The sequence below is a fragment of the Enterobacter sp. WPR_3_1 genome, assembly GCF_003635055.1.
Taxonomy (GTDB): Bacteria; Pseudomonadota; Gammaproteobacteria; order Enterobacterales; family Enterobacteriaceae; genus Enterobacter; species Enterobacter ludwigii.
On sequence record NZ_RBXU01000009.1, the window covers coordinates 638,236 to 658,691 of the forward strand.

16 protein-coding genes are annotated in these 20,456 nt (G+C 55.3%); 3 read left to right on the plus strand and 13 right to left on the minus strand.

The annotated features are described in order from the left end of the window. Positions 1 to 27 precede the first annotated feature (27 nt). The 5 genes from BJ887_RS11450 to aaeX all read right to left on the minus strand — a co-directional run bounded on the left by BJ887_RS11450 (position 28) and on the right by aaeX (position 5,006). Positions 28 to 300, minus strand: a complete 273-nt coding sequence (locus BJ887_RS11450) for a barstar family protein (RefSeq protein WP_014171850.1) — start codon at positions 298 to 300, stop codon at positions 28 to 30. A gap of 45 nt (positions 301 to 345) precedes the next feature. After that, the gene (locus BJ887_RS11455; protein WP_025202906.1) at positions 346 to 1,800 is read right to left on the minus strand and encodes an NAD-dependent succinate-semialdehyde dehydrogenase; all 1,455 of its coding nucleotides are present in this window, start codon (positions 1,798 to 1,800) and stop codon (positions 346 to 348) included. Between the two features lie 89 nt (positions 1,801 to 1,889). Beyond that, positions 1,890 to 3,857, minus strand: coding sequence for a p-hydroxybenzoic acid efflux pump subunit AaeB (gene aaeB, locus BJ887_RS11460; RefSeq protein WP_014171852.1), 1,968 nt, complete (start codon positions 3,855 to 3,857; stop codon positions 1,890 to 1,892). A gap of 5 nt (positions 3,858 to 3,862) precedes the next feature. Next, a complete protein-coding gene (gene aaeA, locus BJ887_RS11465) occupies positions 3,863 to 4,795 on the minus strand; it encodes a p-hydroxybenzoic acid efflux pump subunit AaeA (protein ID WP_020883509.1) in 933 nt (310 codons plus the stop codon). A 7-nt stretch (positions 4,796 to 4,802) separates the two neighbouring features. Continuing rightward, a complete protein-coding gene (gene aaeX / locus BJ887_RS11470; RefSeq protein ID WP_003860416.1) occupies positions 4,803 to 5,006 on the minus strand; it encodes a p-hydroxybenzoic acid efflux pump operon protein AaeX in 204 nt (67 codons plus the stop codon). 179 nt (positions 5,007 to 5,185) lie between these two features. Between aaeX and aaeR the strand changes: the two genes are divergently transcribed. Together aaeR and BJ887_RS11480 are read left to right on the plus strand one after the other, a co-directional pair. Further along, positions 5,186 to 6,103, plus strand: a complete 918-nt coding sequence (aaeR, locus tag BJ887_RS11475) for an HTH-type transcriptional activator AaeR (protein ID WP_121339888.1) — start codon at positions 5,186 to 5,188, stop codon at positions 6,101 to 6,103. 227 nt (positions 6,104 to 6,330) lie between these two features. Continuing rightward, positions 6,331 to 6,945 (plus strand): YagU family protein, encoded by a 615-nt coding sequence (locus BJ887_RS11480; protein ID WP_049021930.1) that lies wholly within the window; start codon positions 6,331 to 6,333, stop codon positions 6,943 to 6,945. 51 nt (positions 6,946 to 6,996) lie between these two features. On the opposite strand, the gene tldD is transcribed toward BJ887_RS11480, so the two are convergent. The 8 genes from tldD to csrD form a co-directional block, all read right to left on the minus strand. Beyond that, complete coding sequence (tldD, locus tag BJ887_RS11485; RefSeq protein WP_014171856.1) at positions 6,997 to 8,442, minus strand: metalloprotease TldD; 1,446 nt, start codon at positions 8,440 to 8,442, stop codon at positions 6,997 to 6,999. Between the two features lie 84 nt (positions 8,443 to 8,526). Continuing rightward, positions 8,527 to 12,327, minus strand: coding sequence for an AsmA2 domain-containing protein YhdP (gene yhdP / locus BJ887_RS11490; RefSeq protein WP_121339889.1), 3,801 nt, complete (start codon positions 12,325 to 12,327; stop codon positions 8,527 to 8,529). A 42-nt stretch (positions 12,328 to 12,369) separates the two neighbouring features. After that, positions 12,370 to 13,839 (minus strand): ribonuclease G, encoded by a 1,470-nt coding sequence (gene rng, locus BJ887_RS11495; RefSeq protein ID WP_014885432.1) that lies wholly within the window; start codon positions 13,837 to 13,839, stop codon positions 12,370 to 12,372. Further along, positions 13,829 to 14,422: a nucleoside triphosphate pyrophosphatase gene (locus BJ887_RS11500; protein ID WP_014171859.1), complete on the minus strand. Its 594-nt coding sequence runs from the start codon at positions 14,420 to 14,422 to the stop codon at positions 13,829 to 13,831. Before BJ887_RS11500 ends, rng begins: the two co-directional genes overlap by 11 nt. Before the next feature lie 9 nt (positions 14,423 to 14,431). Further along, positions 14,432 to 14,920: a rod shape-determining protein MreD gene (gene mreD / locus BJ887_RS11505; protein WP_014071997.1), complete on the minus strand. Its 489-nt coding sequence runs from the start codon at positions 14,918 to 14,920 to the stop codon at positions 14,432 to 14,434. Then, positions 14,920 to 15,936: a rod shape-determining protein MreC gene (mreC, locus tag BJ887_RS11510; protein WP_014171860.1), complete on the minus strand. Its 1,017-nt coding sequence runs from the start codon at positions 15,934 to 15,936 to the stop codon at positions 14,920 to 14,922. The genes mreD and mreC overlap by 1 nt, the downstream gene beginning before the upstream one ends. Before the next feature lie 61 nt (positions 15,937 to 15,997). After that, the gene (mreB, locus tag BJ887_RS11515) at positions 15,998 to 17,041 is read right to left on the minus strand and encodes a rod shape-determining protein MreB (protein ID WP_000913396.1); all 1,044 of its coding nucleotides are present in this window, start codon (positions 17,039 to 17,041) and stop codon (positions 15,998 to 16,000) included. A gap of 281 nt (positions 17,042 to 17,322) precedes the next feature. Continuing rightward, the gene (gene csrD / locus BJ887_RS11520) at positions 17,323 to 19,263 is read right to left on the minus strand and encodes an RNase E specificity factor CsrD (protein WP_014171861.1); all 1,941 of its coding nucleotides are present in this window, start codon (positions 19,261 to 19,263) and stop codon (positions 17,323 to 17,325) included. 182 nt (positions 19,264 to 19,445) lie between these two features. Between csrD and BJ887_RS11525 the strand changes: the two genes are divergently transcribed. After that, the gene (locus tag BJ887_RS11525) at positions 19,446 to 20,420 is read left to right on the plus strand and encodes an MDR family oxidoreductase (protein WP_121339890.1); all 975 of its coding nucleotides are present in this window, start codon (positions 19,446 to 19,448) and stop codon (positions 20,418 to 20,420) included. The last annotated feature ends 36 nt before the right edge of the window (positions 20,421 to 20,456 follow it).

A 20,456-nucleotide genomic window follows, 5' to 3' on the forward strand; every position in this document is an offset into this window, starting at 1 on the left:
CTGGTCAGGGGCTTTTTTATGGCTTGATCAATGACGCGCGTTGAAACGTAGCTGCCCTTCCAGCTCTTCTTCCGCTTCATCAAACAGCAAAATGAGTGCGCCAAACCGTCTGCGCAACTTTTCAGGCAGATGGATAAACTCAATTTCCAGCGGTAACGGCAGCAGGCTGCCGGTCACCACGTCCCACAGCGTGTCCAGATTGGTGACGCTTTCCCGTTCAAGATCAAACACCCGGATAAATTCACGATAGAAGTCATCCTGACTGTCGATCTCGTCAAAATCAAAGGTATAGGTTTTCATTGCCAGTCACCCAGTCCAGGCGAGCGGCCTGCGCCGCCCTGATTATTATAATCCCCCAATATGCAGGGTTTTGACTTCCAGATACTCTTCCAGCCCGAGCACGGACCCTTCACGCCCAAGGCCAGACTCTTTTACCCCACCAAACGGCCCCAGCTCTGTGGAGACGGCACATTCGTTAATTCCTATCATCCCGCTTTCGATGGCCTGCGACACGCGGAAGACACGTGCCAGATTTTGGGTATAGAAGTAAGCCGCCAGGCCATATGGCGTGTTGTTGGCACGCTGGATAACCTCATCTTCCGAGGTAAAACGGAAGCAGGCCGCAACCGGGCCAAACGTCTCTTCTTCAGCCAGTTTCATGCCTTCATGGCAATCGCCCAGGACAGTTGGCATCCAGAAATTGCCGCCAAGCGAATGGGGTTTACCGCCCGCCAGAACGGTCGCACCCCGGGCCACGGCATCTTCAACGTGTTCACGCACCTTATCGACGGCGGAGGATTCGATCAGCGGCCCCACGATGACGCCCTCTTCCAGACCATTCCCGACCTTCAGGGCCTTCACCGCATCGGCAAGCTTATTCACAAATTTGTCGTAGACGGTTTCCTGAATATAGAAACGGTTAACGCTGACGCAGACCTGGCCGGCATTGCGGAATTTATTGGCGATAGCCCCTTTAACGGCAGCCTCGATATCCGCATCTTCAAAGACGATATACGGCGCATTGCCCCCCAGCTCCATCGACACTTTCTTCATGGTTTCTGCGGCGTTACGCACCAGCGTTTTGCCGACGGAAGTCGAGCCGGTAAAGGAGATTTTCCGCACCTCATGGCTCGCCATAATCGCGTCACTGATTTCATGCGTATTCCCGGCTACGGCGTTGAGTACCCCATCCGGTACACCGGCCTGTTTTGCCAGCGTAAGCAGCGCGAAGGCGCTGAGAGGTGTGTTATTTGCCGGTTTGATTACCCCGGTACACCCTGCCGCCAGCGCCGGACCTAATTTACGGGTGAGCATGGCCATCGGGAAGTTCCACGGCGTAATCGCCGCGACCACGCCGATGGGCTCGCGGGTCGCCAGGATGCGGGAGCCCGGTTTGATCGGTGGAATAATTTCACCGTTCGCGCGCTTGGCCTCTTCGGCGAACCACTGGATAAAACTCGCGGCGTATTCCACCTCGCCTTCCGCTTCTTTCAGGGGCTTGCCCTGTTCGGTGGTCATTAAACGCCCGAGCCAGCTTTTGTTCTCAATGATCAGTTCGTACCAGCGGTAGAGAATTGCCGAACGCGCTTTCGCGGTTTTGGCGCGCCATGCCGGGAAAGCTTTGGCCGCCGCGGCAATGGCGTCTTCGGTTTCTGCTTTGCCGGCTTTGGCTACTCTGGCGATGACCTCACCGGTAGCCGGGTTCAGCACATCAAACGTCGTGTCCAGCGTTTTCCATATGCCGTTGACCAGATAACCGGTCTGAAAAAGGTGATTATCCTGAAGCGCCTGGGTTGTCATGTGTCCTCCCTTCCTGAATGTAAGAGCATGCTGGAATAAGTATAGCCACAAAAAAACCGACGCTTTTGGCGTCGGCTTTTTTACTTCAGTCAGTTATCCGTAAGGGCGTTCTGATAGCGATGCAGCATAAACACCAGCCGTCCTACCGGCTCTGTCACCTGAGGCGGTGCTTCCCAGACTTTCAGCTTCTCCTGGTAGATATCCAGCTCTTCAAGCAATTGCTTAAAGTAACGACGTCGTTTGTCATCGCTGGAGGCGGAAAGCACGTGATCGGCCGTCCGACGCAGCTGGCGGTGGAAAGCCGACAGATCGTCATTGATGGGCACGGGGGCATTACGCAAACGCTGGTGCGCGATAATCATGGTCAACGCCAGACGGAATTTGGCGATGTCACCCGGGAACTTGTTCAGCAGTAAAAACAGCTGCTGATAGAGCGCCGGCAGGTGGTTCTCTTTGCGACGCGCGGTATTGGTGGTCATGGACGACACGGCAGCCGAGACAAACTGATTCAACAGCACGCGGCCCGTCCGTGCCTGAGAGTTATCCCGCACCAGCAGAATGACCATCATCGCCAGGAAACAACCCACCAGCTGACCTAAAGCGCTGTCTAAGAACTGGCTGAAATGGAAGGTCATCGGGTTATCCAGCACAATGATGTTAATCGTACTGGCCAGGGCACCCAATGAACCCAGCCGACGTTTTTGCACTTCGATTCCGATAAAGAACGCCATCACCGCGAGGCTAATACAGAGCAGTAACATGCTCTGCTGGGTCGAGGGAATGATCACCAGAAAATAGAACGCGCCAATCGGCAGTGCAGCAATTGTGCCGAACAGGAAATCAATGGCCACCATGCGCGGATTCGGAAGACGCATCGCCAACGCGGTAACGACGGCGATCATCACCATCGCGCCGCTGCCGGAGGTCCAGCCGGTCCACAGCCAGAACAGCGTGCCGAGCATACAGGCAAGCGTTGTTCGCCAGAAGTTAACCATCGCGTGATGGCGTTCGGCGGATTCTGCCTTGATCACCACTTCACCCTGCAGCACCTCTTCCTCCACCGCGCTGATTTTGGTGTTACTGATCACACCGCGTTTCAGCAACAGGTAGCGCGTCGCGGCCCCGACCCAGGTATAGATCGTCACTGGCGTATCACGATCCCCGGTCCAGGCAATGACCCGGCGCATGCGTTTAAGCTGTTTGTGTACGTCCTGCACGGTTTCCACCGGCTCAGCAAACAGCTCGCGGAAGGTATCGGTTACCGCGTCCGGGCGGGTGTTTTGGATCAGATAGGTTTCACACGCCTGGGTAATCAGCGTTAAGGAGACGGTGTTGATGGCTTTAAGGCGGCGGTTGGCACGGGCCCAGCGCGAAGACTCCATGTTCAGATTGCTGCGCATTCCTTCCAGCGCCGTGGTGCGGCGCACCAGAGCGCTCCAGGCTTTATCCACCTCTTCGCTGTCACCATGCTTAATACAGAGCTGCATCAACTGATACTGGGCAACAATCAGCGCATCCAGTTCACGATCCACTTCCTGCTTAATGGAGCGAGGAGAGAAAAGCAGGTCAGCGACAATGGCACTGACAATACCGATGACAATCTCACTGCAGCGCTCTACGGCAAACTGCGGGGCAAGCAGCGGTTCGCTTTGAATGGTGATGATAATAATCAGCGCGGTATAACCGGCCAGACCCCAGGCGTAGGAGTTCTCCACTTTCACCAGCGACGAGAGCCAGGTACAAAAGCCCGCCCAGATACAGCACACCATCAGCATCAGCAGCGGCGTGCGGATCATCAATATGATGATGGTCAGTGCGGCGAAACAGCCAATAAATGTCCCAATGATGCGCAGCATCCCACGGTAGCGGATCGCCCCGGAGTAAGGTTCCCCGCCCGCAGCAAAGGCAGGCCCTGCCGCCACAATCGCCGCCGTCAGTACGGCCCAGCGGGGGGTTTCCAGCTGAAAGTGGAAGCCGACAAACAGCGCCAGCACAATGGCACACGCCAGCTTAACGGCGAAGCGAATGTGCTGGCTGGCGATGGAAAAGATACCCATAACGATTAACCAAACTCGCGCAGGCGATGGGCAATTTTACGGAAGATGGAGTCCTGGCTGGCGTCACGGTCTTTTTCACCGGTGATCACCACCGTCGCCGTGGTCCCGGCAGGCCACAGATTGCCCTGCTGTTCATCCAGGTGGATACGCACCGGCACACGCTGAGCCAGACGTACCCATTCCAGGTTGGAATCCACCGTCGCCATCCCTTTAGTATCGTTAGAGCTGCTGGAGTTAGTGACCCCCGCGGCTACGCTGTCGACGGTACCTTTCAGCACTCGGTTGCTGCCAAGCGGCGTAATTTCAGCCCGGAACCCCGGACGCACGCCTTCCAGTTTGGTCTCTTCCATATAGGCGAGCACGTAGAAGGAGTTCTGTTTAACCAGCGCCACGGCGGTTGAGCCGCGGGTGATAAACTCCCCGGCATAAACATTCAGGTTGGTGATCCAGCCATCGGCTGGTGCGCGGATCACGGTGCGCTCAAGATCGAGCCGGGCAAGATCGCGCGTCGCTTGCGCTTTGGCCAGCTGATGCAGCACGGTTTGCAGGACGTTATTGGACTGGTCAATCTCTTCGCGGGACATCGCCTGAACACCCAGTTGGTTACGGCGACCTGCCTCACGGCGTTTCTCGGAAGCCAGCGCCTGATAATAGGCCACATCCGCTTCGGCTTCTTCTAACGCTTTCTGATAACGCGGCTGGTCGATGGTGAACAGTACCTGATCTTTTTTCACCAGCTGGTTATCGTGGACATTGACCGCAGTGATGAGACCCGCCACGTCGGGGGCGATTGCCACGACATCAGCGCTAAAGCGTGCATCACGCGTCCACGGTGATTCAGTGTAATAGACCCAGGCGCGGAAAATAGCGATGAACGCGAGGATAACGAGCGCCATGGTGATGGCAGTGCGGGAGATTTTTCTTGTTAGCGTTTTCACATCAACCTCAGACAAACATGCGCGATATCAGGTAAAACAGGCAGCAATACAGCGCGGTATTGAACAATGCAGGATGCCAGACAAAATCGTAGATCCCGGTGGGGACCAGCACCTTGCGCACCAGCCAGAAAATCGCCAGTGATAAAAGAAGCTCGAAAAATATCGGTGGGAACGACAAACCGAACACCACGATAACGGGAAACAGACTCATGTTGACCTTGATTAGAGAGAGTGCAGGCTTCAGACTTTTTTAGCGCACGCCACCGCAGGAGAGCAAGAAACGCCGGGCGAGAATGGCGCAGCCGTTATGTAATTAATAATATATTAACGTAACTGTTATGCTGTTATCTATAATATGTGATCTAAATCACTTTTAAGTCAGAGTTAACAATGGAACGTCTAAAACGGATGTCGGTCTTTGCCAAAGTGGTTGAACTTGGCTCTTTTACCGCCGCTGCACGTCAGCTTCAGATGAGCGTCTCTTCCATCAGCCAGACCGTGTCCAAACTGGAAGATGAGCTGCAGGTCAAGCTACTCAACCGTAGCACCCGCAGCATTGGGCTGACGGAAGCGGGTAAGATTTACTATCAGGGTTGTCGCCGCATGCTGCTCGAAGTGCAGGATGTGCACGAACAACTTTACGCCTTCAACAACACGCCTATCGGTACGCTGCGCATCGGTTGTTCTTCAACTATGGCACAAAATGTTCTCGCCGCCATGACCGCTGACATGCTGAAAGAGTACCCGGGATTAACCGTCAATCTGGTCACGGGCATTCCCGCCCCGGACTTGATTGCCGACGGGCTGGACGTGGTGATCCGCGTGGGGGCATTGCAGGACTCCAGCCTCTTCTCCCGGCGGCTGGGCAGTATGCCAATGGTGGTCTGCGCCTCGAAAAGCTATCTGGCTCAGTACGGGGTGCCGGAGAAACCCGCCGATCTCACCAACCACTCCTGGCTGGAGTACAGCGTTCGCCCCGACAATGAATTTGAGCTGATTGCCCCGGAAGGGATTTCCACCAGACTGCTGCCGGAAGGACGGTTCGTCACCAACGATCCGATGACCATCTCGCGCTGGCTGGTGGCCGGCGCCGGGATCGCGTATGTGCCGTTAATGTGGGTGATCAACGAGATCAACAGCGGTGTACTGGAGATCCTCTTCCCGCGCTATCAGTCCGATCCGCGTCCGGTGTACGCGTTGTACACCGAGAAAGACAAACTGCCGCTCAAGGTTCAGGTGTGCATAAACTATCTGACCGAGTATTTTGTGGACGTGGCGGAGTTGTTTCAGGGAATGCGCGAAAGATGAAAGGAATAACCTTTAATTTCCGAAATGTATATTTGTGATGAATATTCCAGGATGATACAGACCGTCATTCAGGAATATTCCTTCACCCCTGCCAGGAATAGCGAATTGACACTGCCGCCATCTGCGCCTTACCTTATAAACAGTCTGACAGTCAGGCTGTTATTAATTTGTTACCGATATGAATAATAAAATGTATTTCTCAGGATGACGTTAAACAAGGAAAAGAAATGAATATATTTGAACAAACACCGCCTTCACGCAGGCGCTATGGACTCGCCGCGTTCATTGGTTTGATTGCAGGGATTGTCTCCGCCTTCGTAAAATGGGGAGCAGAGGTGCCGCTTCCGCCGCGAAGCCCTACCGATTTATTCACCAGCGCATGCGGACCGGAGCAATTAATAAGAGCCGCAGGTCAGATTGATTGTTCCCGCAATTTTTTAAATCCTCCTTATGTATTTTTACGCGACTGGCTGGGCATTGCTGACCCTAACGCCGCGGTTTATTCCTTTGCCGGACATATATTTAACGCGGTCGGTGTAACACATATTATTTTCTCTATCGTCTTTGCTGTAGGGTATTGTGTAGTTGCTGAAGTCTTCCCAAAAATTAAACTCTGGCAAGGTTTACTGGCGGGTGCGTTAGCACAGCTTTTTGTTCACATGATCTCCTTCCCGCTGATGGGGCTGACACCCCCGCTGTTCGAACTGCCCTGGTACGAACACGTCTCAGAGATCGTGGGGCATTTGATCTGGTTCTGGTCGATTGAAATCATTCGTCGTGACCTACGCAACCGCATCACGCACGAGCCCGACCCGGAGATCCCGCTGGGTAACGCACGTTAAAAAAAATGGCGCGACTTTTACAGTCGCGCCATTTTTTCAGATTGATTCAGGTCAGGCGGTGCCGCCCACCGTCAGGTTATCCACTTTCAGCGTTGGCTGACCGACGCCAACCGGCAGGCTCTGGCCCTCTTTACCGCAAACACCAACGCCGTTATCCAGCTTCAGATCGTTACCGACCATGGAGATTTGCTGCATGGCTTCAATACCGGAGCCAATCAGGGTCGCCCCCTTCACCGCTTTGGTCACTTTGCCTTTCTCAATCAGATACGCTTCTGAAGTGGAGAAGACGAACTTACCGGAGGTGATATCTACCTGACCGCCACCAAAGTTTGGCGCGAAGATGCCGTAATCAACGGACTCGATGATCTCCTGCGGTGTGGATTTACCCGGCAACATGTAAGTGTTCGTCATACGCGGCATCGGCAGATGCGCGTAGGATTCACGACGGCCGTTGCCCGTTGGCGCAACGCCCATCAGACGCGCGTTGAGTTTGTCCTGCATGTAGCCTTTCAGTACGCCATTTTCGATCAGCACGTTGTACTGCCCGGGCGTACCTTCATCGTCGATTGAAATCGAGCCACGGCGATCCTGCATCGTGCCGTCATCAACCACGGTACAGAGTTCAGAAGAGACGCGTTGTCCCATCTGGCCGCTGAATACGGAGGTGCCGCGACGGTTAAAATCGCCTTCCAGACCGTGGCCCACCGCTTCGTGCAGCAGCACGCCAGGCCAGCCTGCGCCGAGTACCACCGGCAATGTACCGGCGGGTGCCGCCACGGCAGACAGGTTCACCAGCGCCATGCGCACGGCCTCTTTTGCCCACGCGTCAGCGCGTGCTTCACCGTCAACATCGCCCAGGAACCAGTCATAACCAAAACGACCGCCGCCACCGCTTGAACCGCGCTCACGCTTACCGTCGTCTTCAACCTGCACGCTGACAGAAAGACGTACCAGCGGACGCACATCCGCTGCCAGCGTGCCGTCTGTCGCCGCGACCAGGATCAGTTCATAGACACCGCTCAGGCTGGCAGAGACTTCCTGCACGCGTTTATCCGCAGCGCGTGCGACTTTATCCACGCGGCGCAGGATATCCAGTTTCTCTTCACGGCTCATGCTCTGCAGGGGATCGATACTGGTATAGAGTGCAGAGTGCTGCACTTCACCCAGCGTCTTCACGCGACCGTCACCGGTTTCGCGCACGATAGTCCGCGCAGCCAGCGCGCTCTGCTCTAGTGCGGCCAGGCTAATCTGGTCGGCATAAGCAAAACCGGTTTTCTCGCCGCTGACGGCACGTACACCGACACCCTGGTCAATGTTATAAGAGCCATCTTTAATGATGCTGTCTTCTAAAACCCAGGATTCGTGATAGCTCGACTGGAAATAGAGATCGCCGTAGTCGAGACGGCGTTCGGTCAGTTGACCAAGAATGGAGAACAGGTCCTGATGGCTCAGGCCGTTCGCTGCGAGCAAATGTTCACTTACCAGGTTCAGACTCATCGTATTGCTACTCGTTCGTTGCCGCCCGTGGCGGTATATAAATCGTATTTATTGAGAGTGAGGCAATTACCTGCCCACGTCAAATCATTGCTGTGCATCTTTGCGCGGCTGGCGCAGCACTTCATTAATCTGCGGTTTATCCACCGGCCCGGTGATGCGATAGCGCAGAATAGAGACTTTGCTCCACAGCGGCCCCAGCACTTTACTGGCGGCAAACACCGCCGCACCGACAATCGGGTTCACCACAAAAGCCGCCGCCACGCCGACGGTGGCAGAAATTTCAGGTGCCACCACCGCTTCCATATCCAGTTCGCGGCGCACGAGGTTGACCGAGCCTTTCATCGCAATATCCGCTTCCAGGCCGTCCACCAGCGTATCGTCGGTATGCAGCACCCCGTCTTTGATCCATGCCGTACTGCGGATGGAGTCGTAATAGAAACCTTCGCTGAAGGTATCGCTAAAGTCGAAACGCAGCTTACGCAGCAGGGCATCAAAGCTCAACAGACGCAGTATCTGGCCCGCATGCCCGGTACTCACATCGGCAATCTCACCCTTGCCAAAGCGGGTTTTCAGAATGCCGTTCAGCGAGGCTTCATCCGGCGTCCACGGTGCCGCACGCCAGTGGAGATCGTAATTCACGTCAAATGATGACCCCCGCAGCGGCGTGCTGATGCCAAAGAAGTTAGCCACGGAATCCAGTTTATTGCCCTTGATGTCGCCCTTCAAAGAGGTTCGCTGCTCGCCCGGGTTATTAACCCACTCCCCGGCGGCCCTCAGACGGCCAAAGCCGGTGTCGATAAGTCCGCCCGCAAGGCTCAGCGTATTCCCCTTAATGGCGAAATCGCCGTCAATACGGCCATACTTTTGACCCCAAAGCCAGCACTCAGCACAGCGTAGCTGGAGATCGGGCCAGCCGCTGAAGTCGATACGGGTTGGGTTATTCAACGGCGCCGTATTTGACGGATGATCTTTTCCGCTCGCGGTGGCCGGGTTGTAGTAGAGATAGCGAATCGCCGCCTGCCACGGCGCATTGTCGCGCATGGTCAGCGTGCCATTGATCTCGCGGCCCTGGGCTTCGACTTTTGACCCGTTCGCCGTTGGCTGCGAAACAATGCTCAGGTTATTCCACTGCTGTCCACCCAGCATCAGCGACGGCGTACGAACAGTAATGCTCTGCGGGAACTGGGCAGCCTCATCAACGTTTTGGCCCACGCCCTTCTGGAACAGGGCCAGCCACTCGGCCCCGTCCATTGGCGGCAGATTAAGCTCAATGCCGGTGTGATCGGGCAGCGGCGGCGTGGTGCGGCTGTCCGTCGTCCAGATGGCTCTGTCGAGCGTGAGCTTACGGTTAAGCAGCCAGCGGCTGTTGAAATGGTTTTTCTCACCCGCACTGCCGGTCAGCGCGAAGCTGTTAAGATTGCCATCGACGTTAACCTTTATTGGCAGCGGTTGACCGGACGATTTATCCAGCGGTGCAGGCAACTGGCTCTGAATGTTTTTCAGATCGCCGGTGATATCAACTTTATAGCGCGCACCGGCGTGATAAGGCAGTTCAATTGCCACCTTGCCATTCCAGGAGACTGCACCGTTAACGGACTCCTCAATCGGCTTTGGCAGAACATCCATGCGCGATGGCTGCCAGTTGCCGTCCAGGTTGACGGCTACCTGATAAGCTTTCTCGCCCTCGGTGGTCGAGAAATCAATATTCACAGGCTGATTAAACCAGCTGGCCGTGAGCGGCTCGCTCTTCAGGTTACCGTTCTCAAAGCTAAACTGCCCGCTGAGGTTCTTCAGGGTGCTTTCAAGCGGCTTAATATACAGGCTGTTGTTATTGAGACGGACGTCGCCTTTGGCGGTGGTCATTTCACCGTCGAGCGGGATATCAAGATGTAAGCGAGCACTCACATCGCCATCCAGCTGCAGCTGCTGAAGGGTGGCTGCCAGTGACTCTTTCAGCGGCGTGTCTTCAAAATAGGGGCCGACTGCTTTCCCGGGGCCGTTAATGTCGGCATCAATCAAAAGCTTCTCTTTTGAGTAATCCGGAATGTTTGCCGTCAGGTTACTGGCCGTTACGCCGCCCAGCGCCACGTTGTCTGCCTTCATCCATAATCCGTCATTGATAAAATTAAGTTCAATGTCGAGATTTTTCAGCGCAGGCCAGCCCGGCTGGAAGGCGAAGGTGGCGTTATGCAGCGGCACCAGCACCTGGAATTGACCTTCATTGTGCTTGTACGGGAAAAGATGCGGATTACCGCCGTAGACCAGGGTGGCATTATCCGCCTGACCGCCCTGGATCGCGCCGCTCAGATAGTCCACCAGCGCTTTGCCCATCAGGTTCTCGGGGAAGTAGCGCCAGGCCTGAGAACCGTCGTTAGTGCTGATCCCGGCCAGAATACCCAGCCACGGCTCTTCACCTTCAGGCTGCAGATAGCGGAAATCGCCACGCGCATGCACCGCTTTGGCTTTCACATCGATATGGCGCCCATCCAGCTGGAAACCTTTATCGTTACGCAGCCAGTTGAGCACCGCATTGCCTCGTTCAATTTCCAGCGGCGCACGGAAGACCGTTTCGTAAGGCATTTTGGCGTCATGCATATCGACCGTTAGCCTGCCGTTCTCAACGCTCCCTTCCAGCTTACCGCTGAAGTTTTCCGCCCCCGGTAACATCTTCCACTGCTTCCAGGCCAGACCTTTCCATGCGGCCTGAAAACGGGTCTTTTCCGTGGCCTGAAGCGGGATATCCAGCGCCAGCGAATCTATCTTTCCGCTTGGCTGCGTTGCCAGCCAGATCTCACCCAGGTCCGGAGAGAGCTTGGCGGCCATCGAGCGCAGACCTTCTATTGCGGCCAGATCAAGGTTGCTGGCGCGAATACGCAGCTCGTCACTGCGTTTGCTGGTCGCCCCACCGACATCCTGCTCCGGCATCCAGGCCAGCGTCAGAGCACCGCGCGGCCAGGGTTTGTTATCCATGGTGATGCGTGTGTCCGGAATGGCAAACTGCCACCCCTCTTTCTCTTTCGTCACGTGCGCGGTGAGGTTGTCGACCGAAAGTTGATGCTGCTGTTTTTCGCCCTTCCAGCTTGCGCCCCCCTGCTTAAGCCAGATATCGCCGCTGGCAAATTCCCCTTTCGTCAGGGTCATCCAGCCTTCAAGGCTAAAACGGGCGGTTTCCAGCTGCATATTTTGCTGTAACCAGTCACCGAGCCACGGCTTAACATCCACGTCGTCGGCCTGCAGCCATACCTTGCCGTTATTTAACAAACCGTCGTCGTCGCGCAGATCCATACGAACCTGCATCACGCCATGCTGGCCGTTCAGGCTGGAGAGATTCACCTGTCCTTCCGCGCGATGGCGTTCTTTGCCGTTAAGCCAGGTCAGCTGTGGGATCGCCAGTTCAGCGCGCTGCCCGGAGAGGGTAATAAAGCTCACTTCGCTGTCGCGCAGATCGAAATGATCGAACTGACGCAGGAAGAGATCGCTGAAGCGGTTGGTTTCAAGGCTCTGATTGCTATCGCCGCCGGACAGCGGGGTATTGGTCAGAAACTGAAGCTGATAAAAGGTAAGATCGCGGAACTGCCAGCGAAAATGGAGCAGGCTTTGCCAGACATCCAGCGCCAGGGTGACGCGTTTGATTTTCAGATAGCCGCCATCTTTCAGGCTGGCATTGATATCCCGGACATCAAGCGTCGGGCCAAAATTCTGCCAGCTGGCGCTTATCTGGCTCACGTCCACCGGGACACCGGTGGTGGATTCGATTTTTGCCAGCAGCTGCGGACGCCAGCTGTCCAGATGTGGTAAAACGAGGCGCAGCCCGCTCACGAGCAACGCGACAATCACGACCAGCGTTGCCCCTGTAAGCAATAAAATCCCCGGCAATCGCCTCACTCATCTCTCCTTGTCAGCTTTGGTCACGCGGCGTACCGCGTCTTACATCATCACGACGTCAAACTGCTCCTGGTTATAGAGCGGTTCGATTTGAACTTTTACCTGTTTGCCGACAAAGATTTCCACTTCCGCCAGCGCGTGCGACTCTTCGCCTTTCAGCGCTTCAGCCACCGCAGGGGAAGCATAGACCAGAAAACGATCGGAGTCGTAGGCATGATGAACGCGAACGATTTCACGCATGATCTCGTAGCAGACGGTCTCAACCGTCTTTACTGTGCCACGTCCGTGGCAGGTTGGGCATTCATTGCACAGCACGTGCTCCACGCTTTCGCGGGTACGCTTACGCGTCATTTCCACCAGCCCCAGCTGTGAGAAGCCGTTGATGCTGGTTTTCACGCGATCTTTACTCAGCGCCTGCTCCAGCGAGTGCAGCACACGACGGCGATGGTCTTCATTACTCATATCGATAAAGTCGATGATGATAATGCCACCCAGATTGCGCAGGCGAAGCTGGCGGGCGATGGCCTGCGTGGCTTCGATGTTGGTATTAAAGATGGTGTCATCCAGGTTGCGATGGCCGACAAACGCGCCGGTGTTGATATCCACCGTCGTCATCGCTTCGGTCTGATCGATGATCAGATAGCCGCCGGACTTCAGTTCAACCTTGCGTTCCAGCGCTCGCTGGATCTCATTTTCTACGTCATAGAGATCGAAGATAGGCTGACGCCCCGTGTAATGCTCCAGCAGGCCAGGCATTTCGGGAATGTATTCGGCGGTAAATTCCAGCAGTGCTTCATAGGTCAGGCGGGAATCCACGCGAATTCTGTCGAGCTGTGCATCAGCAAAATCACGCAGGACGCGCTGAGCCAGCGCCAGTTCGCCGTAAAGCTGGTAGCGGGTCTGGTTGCGTTTTTTACGCTCCATGACTTTGGTCCAGACGCGCTTGAGATAAGCCGCATCAGACGCCAGATCGTCTTCACTGATCCCTTCTGCGGCGGTACGGATGATAAACCCGCCCTGTTCATCGCAGTAAGCGCTGACCACTTTTTTAAGACGCTCGCGCTCGCTTTCGCTCTCAATGCGCTGCGAAACGCCCACGTGCGACGCGCCAGGCATAAAGACCAGATAACGGGAAGGCAATGTAATGTCGGTAGTCAGACGGGCGCCTTTCGTGCCCAGCGGATCTTTGACGACCTGCACCATCAGATCCTGGCCCTGACGCACCAGTTCGGAGATATCGCGCACGGCAAACTGCTTTTGCTCTTCGCCCGCGACGCATTCGGTATGCGGCATAATGTCGGAGGCATGTAAAAATGCCGCCTTATCCAGTCCAATATCTACAAAAGCCGCCTGCATACCCGGTAGTACACGACTGACACGACCTTTGTAGATATTGCCTACTATTCCGCGCCGCGCTTCACGCTCAATATGAATTTCCTGAAGAATGCCACCATCAATATAGGCCACACGGGTTTCCGATGGCGTTACGTTTACCAACAATTCAGCCGTCATAATTATCCCTTCCCTCACGCAGTGAGTTAAAATTGCTCAGCAACTCATACGTTTCCACCAGCGGTAAGCCGACTACGGCGTGATAGCTGCCATTAATCTTCCTGACAAAACAGCCACCCAGCCCCTGAATACCGTATGCACCTGCCTTATCCATCGGTTCACCGCTGGTGATATAAGCGGCGATCTCGTCGTCGGTAAGCACTCTGAATGTCACGTCCGTCACCACCAGGCAATCCAGCACGTGCTGGCTGTCCGCCAGCGCGACGGCGGTCATTACCTGATGTGTTTGTCCGGACATTTTGCGCAGCATACGCGCCGCATGTTCAGCGTCGTGCGGTTTCTCGAGCACTTCACCGTTAAGAATAACGATGGTATCTGCCCCCAGCACCGGCAAGTCACGCGGCGTTTGCGCCACGCCTGCCTGCGCTTTCTCACGCGCCAGTCGAGAAACGTACTGCTGGGCACTTTCGCCTTCAGCGCGTTTCTCTTCGATGCCCGTAACAATGCGTTCAAAGGAGACACCCAGCTGAGTGAGCAACTCCTGACGACGCGGAGAACCAGAAGCAAGATATAGAGACGTCATAGAAACCTTTTATTGCACAGCAAACTGCTGGCGAACCTTACGCATCAGCAGGAACAGCCACGGCCAGAGCACACCGTTTACTACACTACTCCAGAACACTTCCGGTCGGAAAGAGACGTTGATCACTAAAAACTCTGCCCAGAAAACAACGATATCCGCAGCAAGCGACAACAACATCACCACCAGCGCCTGTTGCCAGAGCGCGAGGTTACGAAAGAGCTGGAATTTAAGTGCGACGAGGTACGCAATAATACTCATGGACAAGGCGCGCACGCCAAGCGTAGAGCCACTAATGAGATCCAGTATGGCACCCATCACAAAACCTGTGCCGACATTTACGCGGTGCGGCAGGGCAAGGATCCAGTAGAGCAAAATGAGCAATACCCAGTTTGGCCGGAAAACGAGAATGTCGTCCGGCCAGGGCATGATTTGCAGTAACAGCGCAATGAGAAATGAGAGCCAGATAACCCAGCGTCCCTGGCTACGGTAACTTGCCACTACTGCCCTCCCGAGGAGAGTTTAGGCGGTGGCGGTGCATCCGGCAGCGGCTGCGTTAGCCCCGTAGCAGGGGCCGGTACTGGCGCAGGGGGTCCCATGGCATCCGGTGCCGGCAGAACCTGCGGCATCATTTGCATCAGGCGTTCATTCGCGACGCGATGAACATCTTCAGGCGTCATGGGGTTAGCACCATTGCGGTCGGCGCCCCACAGCAGCAGCAGGTAGCGAAGACGCTGTAAACCCGCGGTTGGACGCGCCTGAATCACGGTATAGGCACGCTGCGTATCAAGCTTCACCGAAGAGACAACCGCAACCGGATACCCTTCAGGGAAACGTCCACCCAGACCCGACGTCACCAGAACGTCGCCCACACGAATGTCCGTGTTAGCCGGCAGATGTTCCAGCTGGAGATCGTCGGTACACCCGTTACCGGCCGCGATGACGCGAATGTCATTACGCAGTACCTGAATCGGCAGCGCATGCGTGGCATCGCAGATCAGCAGAACGCGGCTGGTCAGTTTGGCCACAGCAACAACCTGGCCTACAACGCCTTTATCACTGATAACAGGCTGACCTTCATACACACCGTTCACGCTTCCTTTGTCGATCACCACCTGATCGCTGTAAGGATCGTTGACGGTGGAGATCACCTGCGTCACCATCTTCTGCTCATCCTGACGCAGCGGCGAGCCAAGCAGCTCGCGCAGACGCGCGTTTTCCTGCTTATATTGTCCCAGCATCAGCAGCTCGCTGTTTTTCAACAGCAGTTCCTGACGTAATGCCCGGTTTTCGAGTTCGAGTTGGTCACGTGAAGACAACGTTTGAGAAACGGAGTCGAGCAACTCACGGGGACCATTTGAAATAAAGTAGAAAGGACTGACGGCGGTATCCATGTACGTTCTGATCTGACTGAACGTACCGAGGCGGCTATCGGCAATAATGACCCCAAGCGCAACCAGGACCGCCAGAATGAGGCGAAACTGTAGCGATGGGCCACGGCTAAAAATTGGCTTCATAGGCTATGCGTATTCTCGTGTCAGAGAGAAAGGGTAGCGATACGCTACCCTTTCACAATGACTACTCTTCGCTGAACAAGTCGCCGCCGTGCATGTCGATCATTTCCAGCGCCTTGCCACCACCACGGGCGACGCAAGTCAGTGGATCTTCTGCAACTACGACAGGAATACCTGTCTCTTCCATTAACAGGCGGTCGAGGTTACGCAGCAGCGCACCACCACCGGTCAGAACCATACCGCGCTCGGAGATGTCAGACGCCAGTTCTGGTGGGCACTGTTCCAGGGCAACCATCACTGCGCTCACGATACCGGTCAGAGGTTCCTGCAGCGCTTCCAGAATTTCGTTGGAGTTCAGGGTAAAGCCGCGTGGAACACCTTCAGCCAGGTTACGGCCGCGAACTTCGATTTCACGCACTTCATCGCCCGGGTAAGCGGAACCGATTTCATGCTTGATACGCTCAGCGGTCGCTTCGCCGATCAGGGAACCGTAGTTACGACGCACATAATTAATGATGGCTTCGTCGAAACGATCGCCACCGATACGCACGGAAGAGGAGTACACCACGCCGTTCAGGGAGATAACGGCCACTTCAGTGGTACCACCACCGATATCCACCACCATAGAACCGGTCGCTTCAGAAACAGGCAGACCCGCACCGATTGCCGCCGCCATTGGCTCTTCAATCAGGAACACTTCACGCGCGCCTGCACCCTGGGCTGATTCACGGATTGCGCGACGTTCAACCTGGGTGGCGCCAACCGGCACACACACCAGAACACGCGGGCTTGGGCGCATGAAGCTGTTGCTGTGAACCTGCTTGATGAAGTGCTGAAGCATTTTTTCAGTCACGAAGAAGTCAGCGATAACGCCGTCTTTCATTGGGCGGATTGCGGCGATGTTGCCAGGGGTACGTCCCAGCATCTGCTTCGCGTCATGACCCACCGCGGCTACGCTTTTCGGCGAGCCGGCACGATCCTGACGAATGGCCACAACGGAAGGCTCATTCAATACGATGCCTTGTCCTTTAACGTAAATAAGGGTATTCGCGGTACCCAGGTCAATGGACAGGTCATTGGAAAACATGCCACGAAATTTTTTCAACATACTAAGGGATAATCCTGAAAGCTGGGGCGGAAAACAAAATCCGCTTACTTTACCAACCACACGCAGCAGCGACAAGGCGCAAAAATCATCTGCAGCGGTGAAAATTTGTGCAGTACGTATCCTGATGTTACAAATCTTTCCCTGATTCCCTCAGGGCTGAGTACACAGTAGCGTCCCTCACTGACATTTGTAACCCGCTAAAGGTCGTTCACTGGCTTTTTGCTCGTCATACTCAAAGCTACAGGCGCGATATTCTACGTGAAAACGGATTAAACGGCAGGTCAAACAGAGTATCTTTGCAAATATTTTTTCACATTGGTGTCAAGCGGCTGAGAGGAGGCAAAAAAATCCCCCTGACCGCCCGTCACACCGCGCTCTGTCAACATCTGCCATTCGCTTCTGGAGCGCACGCCCGTGGCAAAGACTTGTGTTCGCGTTCCCTTGCACGCTTCCACCAGACTCTGTACCAGCAGCTGGTTTTCCGTGCGCTTTTCAATGTTCCTTACCAGCCCCGGATGCAGCTTTAATAACTCCACATCCAGTTCCTTAATCCAGTTAGTACTGACCAGCGTTAAACCCGCCTGCGTGACCGCGACACGGGCACCTAGCGCATTAATCAACCGTACTACCGGACGTAACCGGCTGATGTGTTGACCCACATCCGCCTCAGCAAGTTCAAAAATAATGTGTTTGCGTTGCGATTTTTCGCATTGCATTAATGTATCACGCAACCACCGCTGAAAACGCGGGCGAATTAACGACTCCACGGTAACCTGTAGCGCCAGGTTTTCTTCGGGCCAGAAGGATAAAAACGGCATGAGTCGGGTGATCTGCTGGCGGTCATACTCTTCAGAAAGCCCAAACTGCAGCACCATCGGTAAATATTCCGCGGAGATGACCTCTTCCGTACCGTCAAAAATACGGCACATCAGCTCACGGTGATGAACGTTCCCGTTTTTCATCACCGCCGGTTTTTGATAAATGCGCGGCCCGCCGCGGCTGAGCATTTGCTCTATTAACGTTCGCCAGCGCACATTGCCGCGCCCTTTTTCTGGTAACGAATCGTCGTACACTGCCCAGCCGTTAGCGCCCTGCAACACGGCGTTGCGGGTTGCCGCTTCAGCATGTTCCATCACCTGTTCCGTCGACTGGCCGCCGCGCCAGGCACAGATGCCCATATGAACCATATCGTCCCTGTCGAGCATTTTGCTCTGCGGCAGCGCATCCACCGCTTTCAGCAGCTGGCTGGCGATGCTTTCTGACTCTTTCAGCGTACGGTGAGGCAGCAGCACGGCAAAGTCGCTGCGGTGATAACGGGCCAGCAGCGCACCCGGATAACGCATAATAAAGGTGGAGAGCAGGTTGATCAGCGTAAAGAGATTCTCTTCCGCCACGCGCTGTCCCCAGGTGTCGCGCAGCAGATCGAAATCGGGCAGGCGAATCATCATGACAACACCGTGCGTCCCGACTTTTTCCGGATCGTCCAGCAACGTGGCCAGTTGATTATCAAAGAAAAGACGGTTATTCAGCCCGGTTTTATTATCCTGCGCAGCGTAAGAGCGGATCAGCGTGTCCATACGGCTGCGCTGGTCGCTGGCGAACTGAATTTCTGAGAGCAGCGTATCCAGCGCACTGCTGGCACGCGCAGGCCATTCATGGATCGAGCCACGCACCTGCGGGCCGCGTTCACCATTCAGTATACGCACGGAACGCATCTCCAGCAGTTCCTGACCAGAGAGCTGACGGCGCAGCCAGCGAACCGCGAGAAAAATCAGCAGGACAATAAACGCGACGGCGACGGTGAGCGGCGCGGTGGTCATCATCGAGCGGAAGTAGCTGGCCATCGGATCGAGGTAGACCATGTTTATGGTCATGCCCGGGTTTTTAAGGGAATGCACCGTCACTTCCCGGTACTGGCTTACCACGCCCGCAGGCCGATAGCTGTCCTGCCGGGCATGGCTTAAAACATTATGCTTTCCCTGCAGAATGTCGATTTGGACAATATCGACAGGCACCATCAACTCATCCAGCTCGCGGGACAGCGCCGGCAGCGGGGTGGTGAGGAGACGATTATCAATCACCGACGCGACAGACTGCACCCGATTAACCAGCTTGTCCTGAATGGCGTTATAAAAGCTCAGAGAACAGCCAAGGAGCGTGACAAAAATGGTTAGCCCCGTCAGTAAGGTGATAAAAGCCGAGAACTTCGTCGTTAATCGCATCCTTGAGATAACTCCGTGGGTTGAGGGGGTAGCGAGTAAGCGCTAACTTGCATTTCAAATGCGGCATACTATCAAACCTGGCGTATCTGGCAATTTATTGCGTTAAATCGGCATTGCTTTTCCCTGAGGGAGTATAGTCTTCAGGAGCTATTTTCCAATCATCTGAGTCGTGAGGACCCTGTATGCAGGCTTTGATCTTAGAACAGCAGGACGGCAAAACGCTTGCCTCGGTGCAGGCCGTTGAAGAGAGCCGACTGCCGGCAGGCGAAGTGACCGTCGACATCGACTGGTCCAGTTTAAATTATAAAGATGCGCTGGCTATTACCGGGAAGGGTAAAATCATCCGAAATTTCCCTATGGTGCCAGGTATCGATTTTGCGGGCCGGGTTCATGCGAGCGAAGATCCGCGCTTCCATGCCGGCCAGCAGGTGCTGCTCACGGGCTGGGGCGTGGGTGAAAATCACTGGGGTGGGCTGGCGACACAGGCGCGCGTGAAAGGCGACTGGCTGGTGCCGATGCCACAAGGCCTGGATGGTCGTAAAGCGATGATCATCGGTACCGCAGGCTTTACCGCCATGCTGTGCGTGATGGCGCTGGAAGATGCCGGTATTCGCCCTGAATCGGGTGAGATCGTCGTGACCGGTGCCAGCGGTGGTGTGGGCAGCACGGCGGTGACATTGCTGCACAAACTGGGTTACCAGGTTGCGGCAGTTTCCGGGCGCGAGAGCACCCACGCGTACCTGCGTCAGCTCGGCGCTAATCGCATCCTGAGCCGCGACGAGTTTGCCGAAACCCGTCCACTTGAAAAACAGCTCTGGGCAGGTGCGGTAGATACCGTCGGTGACAAAGTGCTGGCAAAAGTGCTGGCGCAGATGAACTACGGCGGCTGCGTGGCAGCCTGTGGTCTGGCGGGCGGTTTTGCCCTGCCCACCACCGTGATGCCCTTTATTCTGCGTAACGTTCGCCTGCAGGGTGTTGATTCCGTAATGACCCCGGCGGCGCGCCGCATTGCGGCCTGGGAACGTCTGCAGCGCGATTTGCCGGACACGTTCTTTACTCAGAGCGCAACCGAAATCACGCTTAGCCAGGCGCCTAAATATGCCAGCAAGATCATGGACAACCAGTTCCATGGCCGCGCACTGGTGAAAATTGCCTAATCTTCAAATTTTCGTGACATATTCGCGCTAATCCCT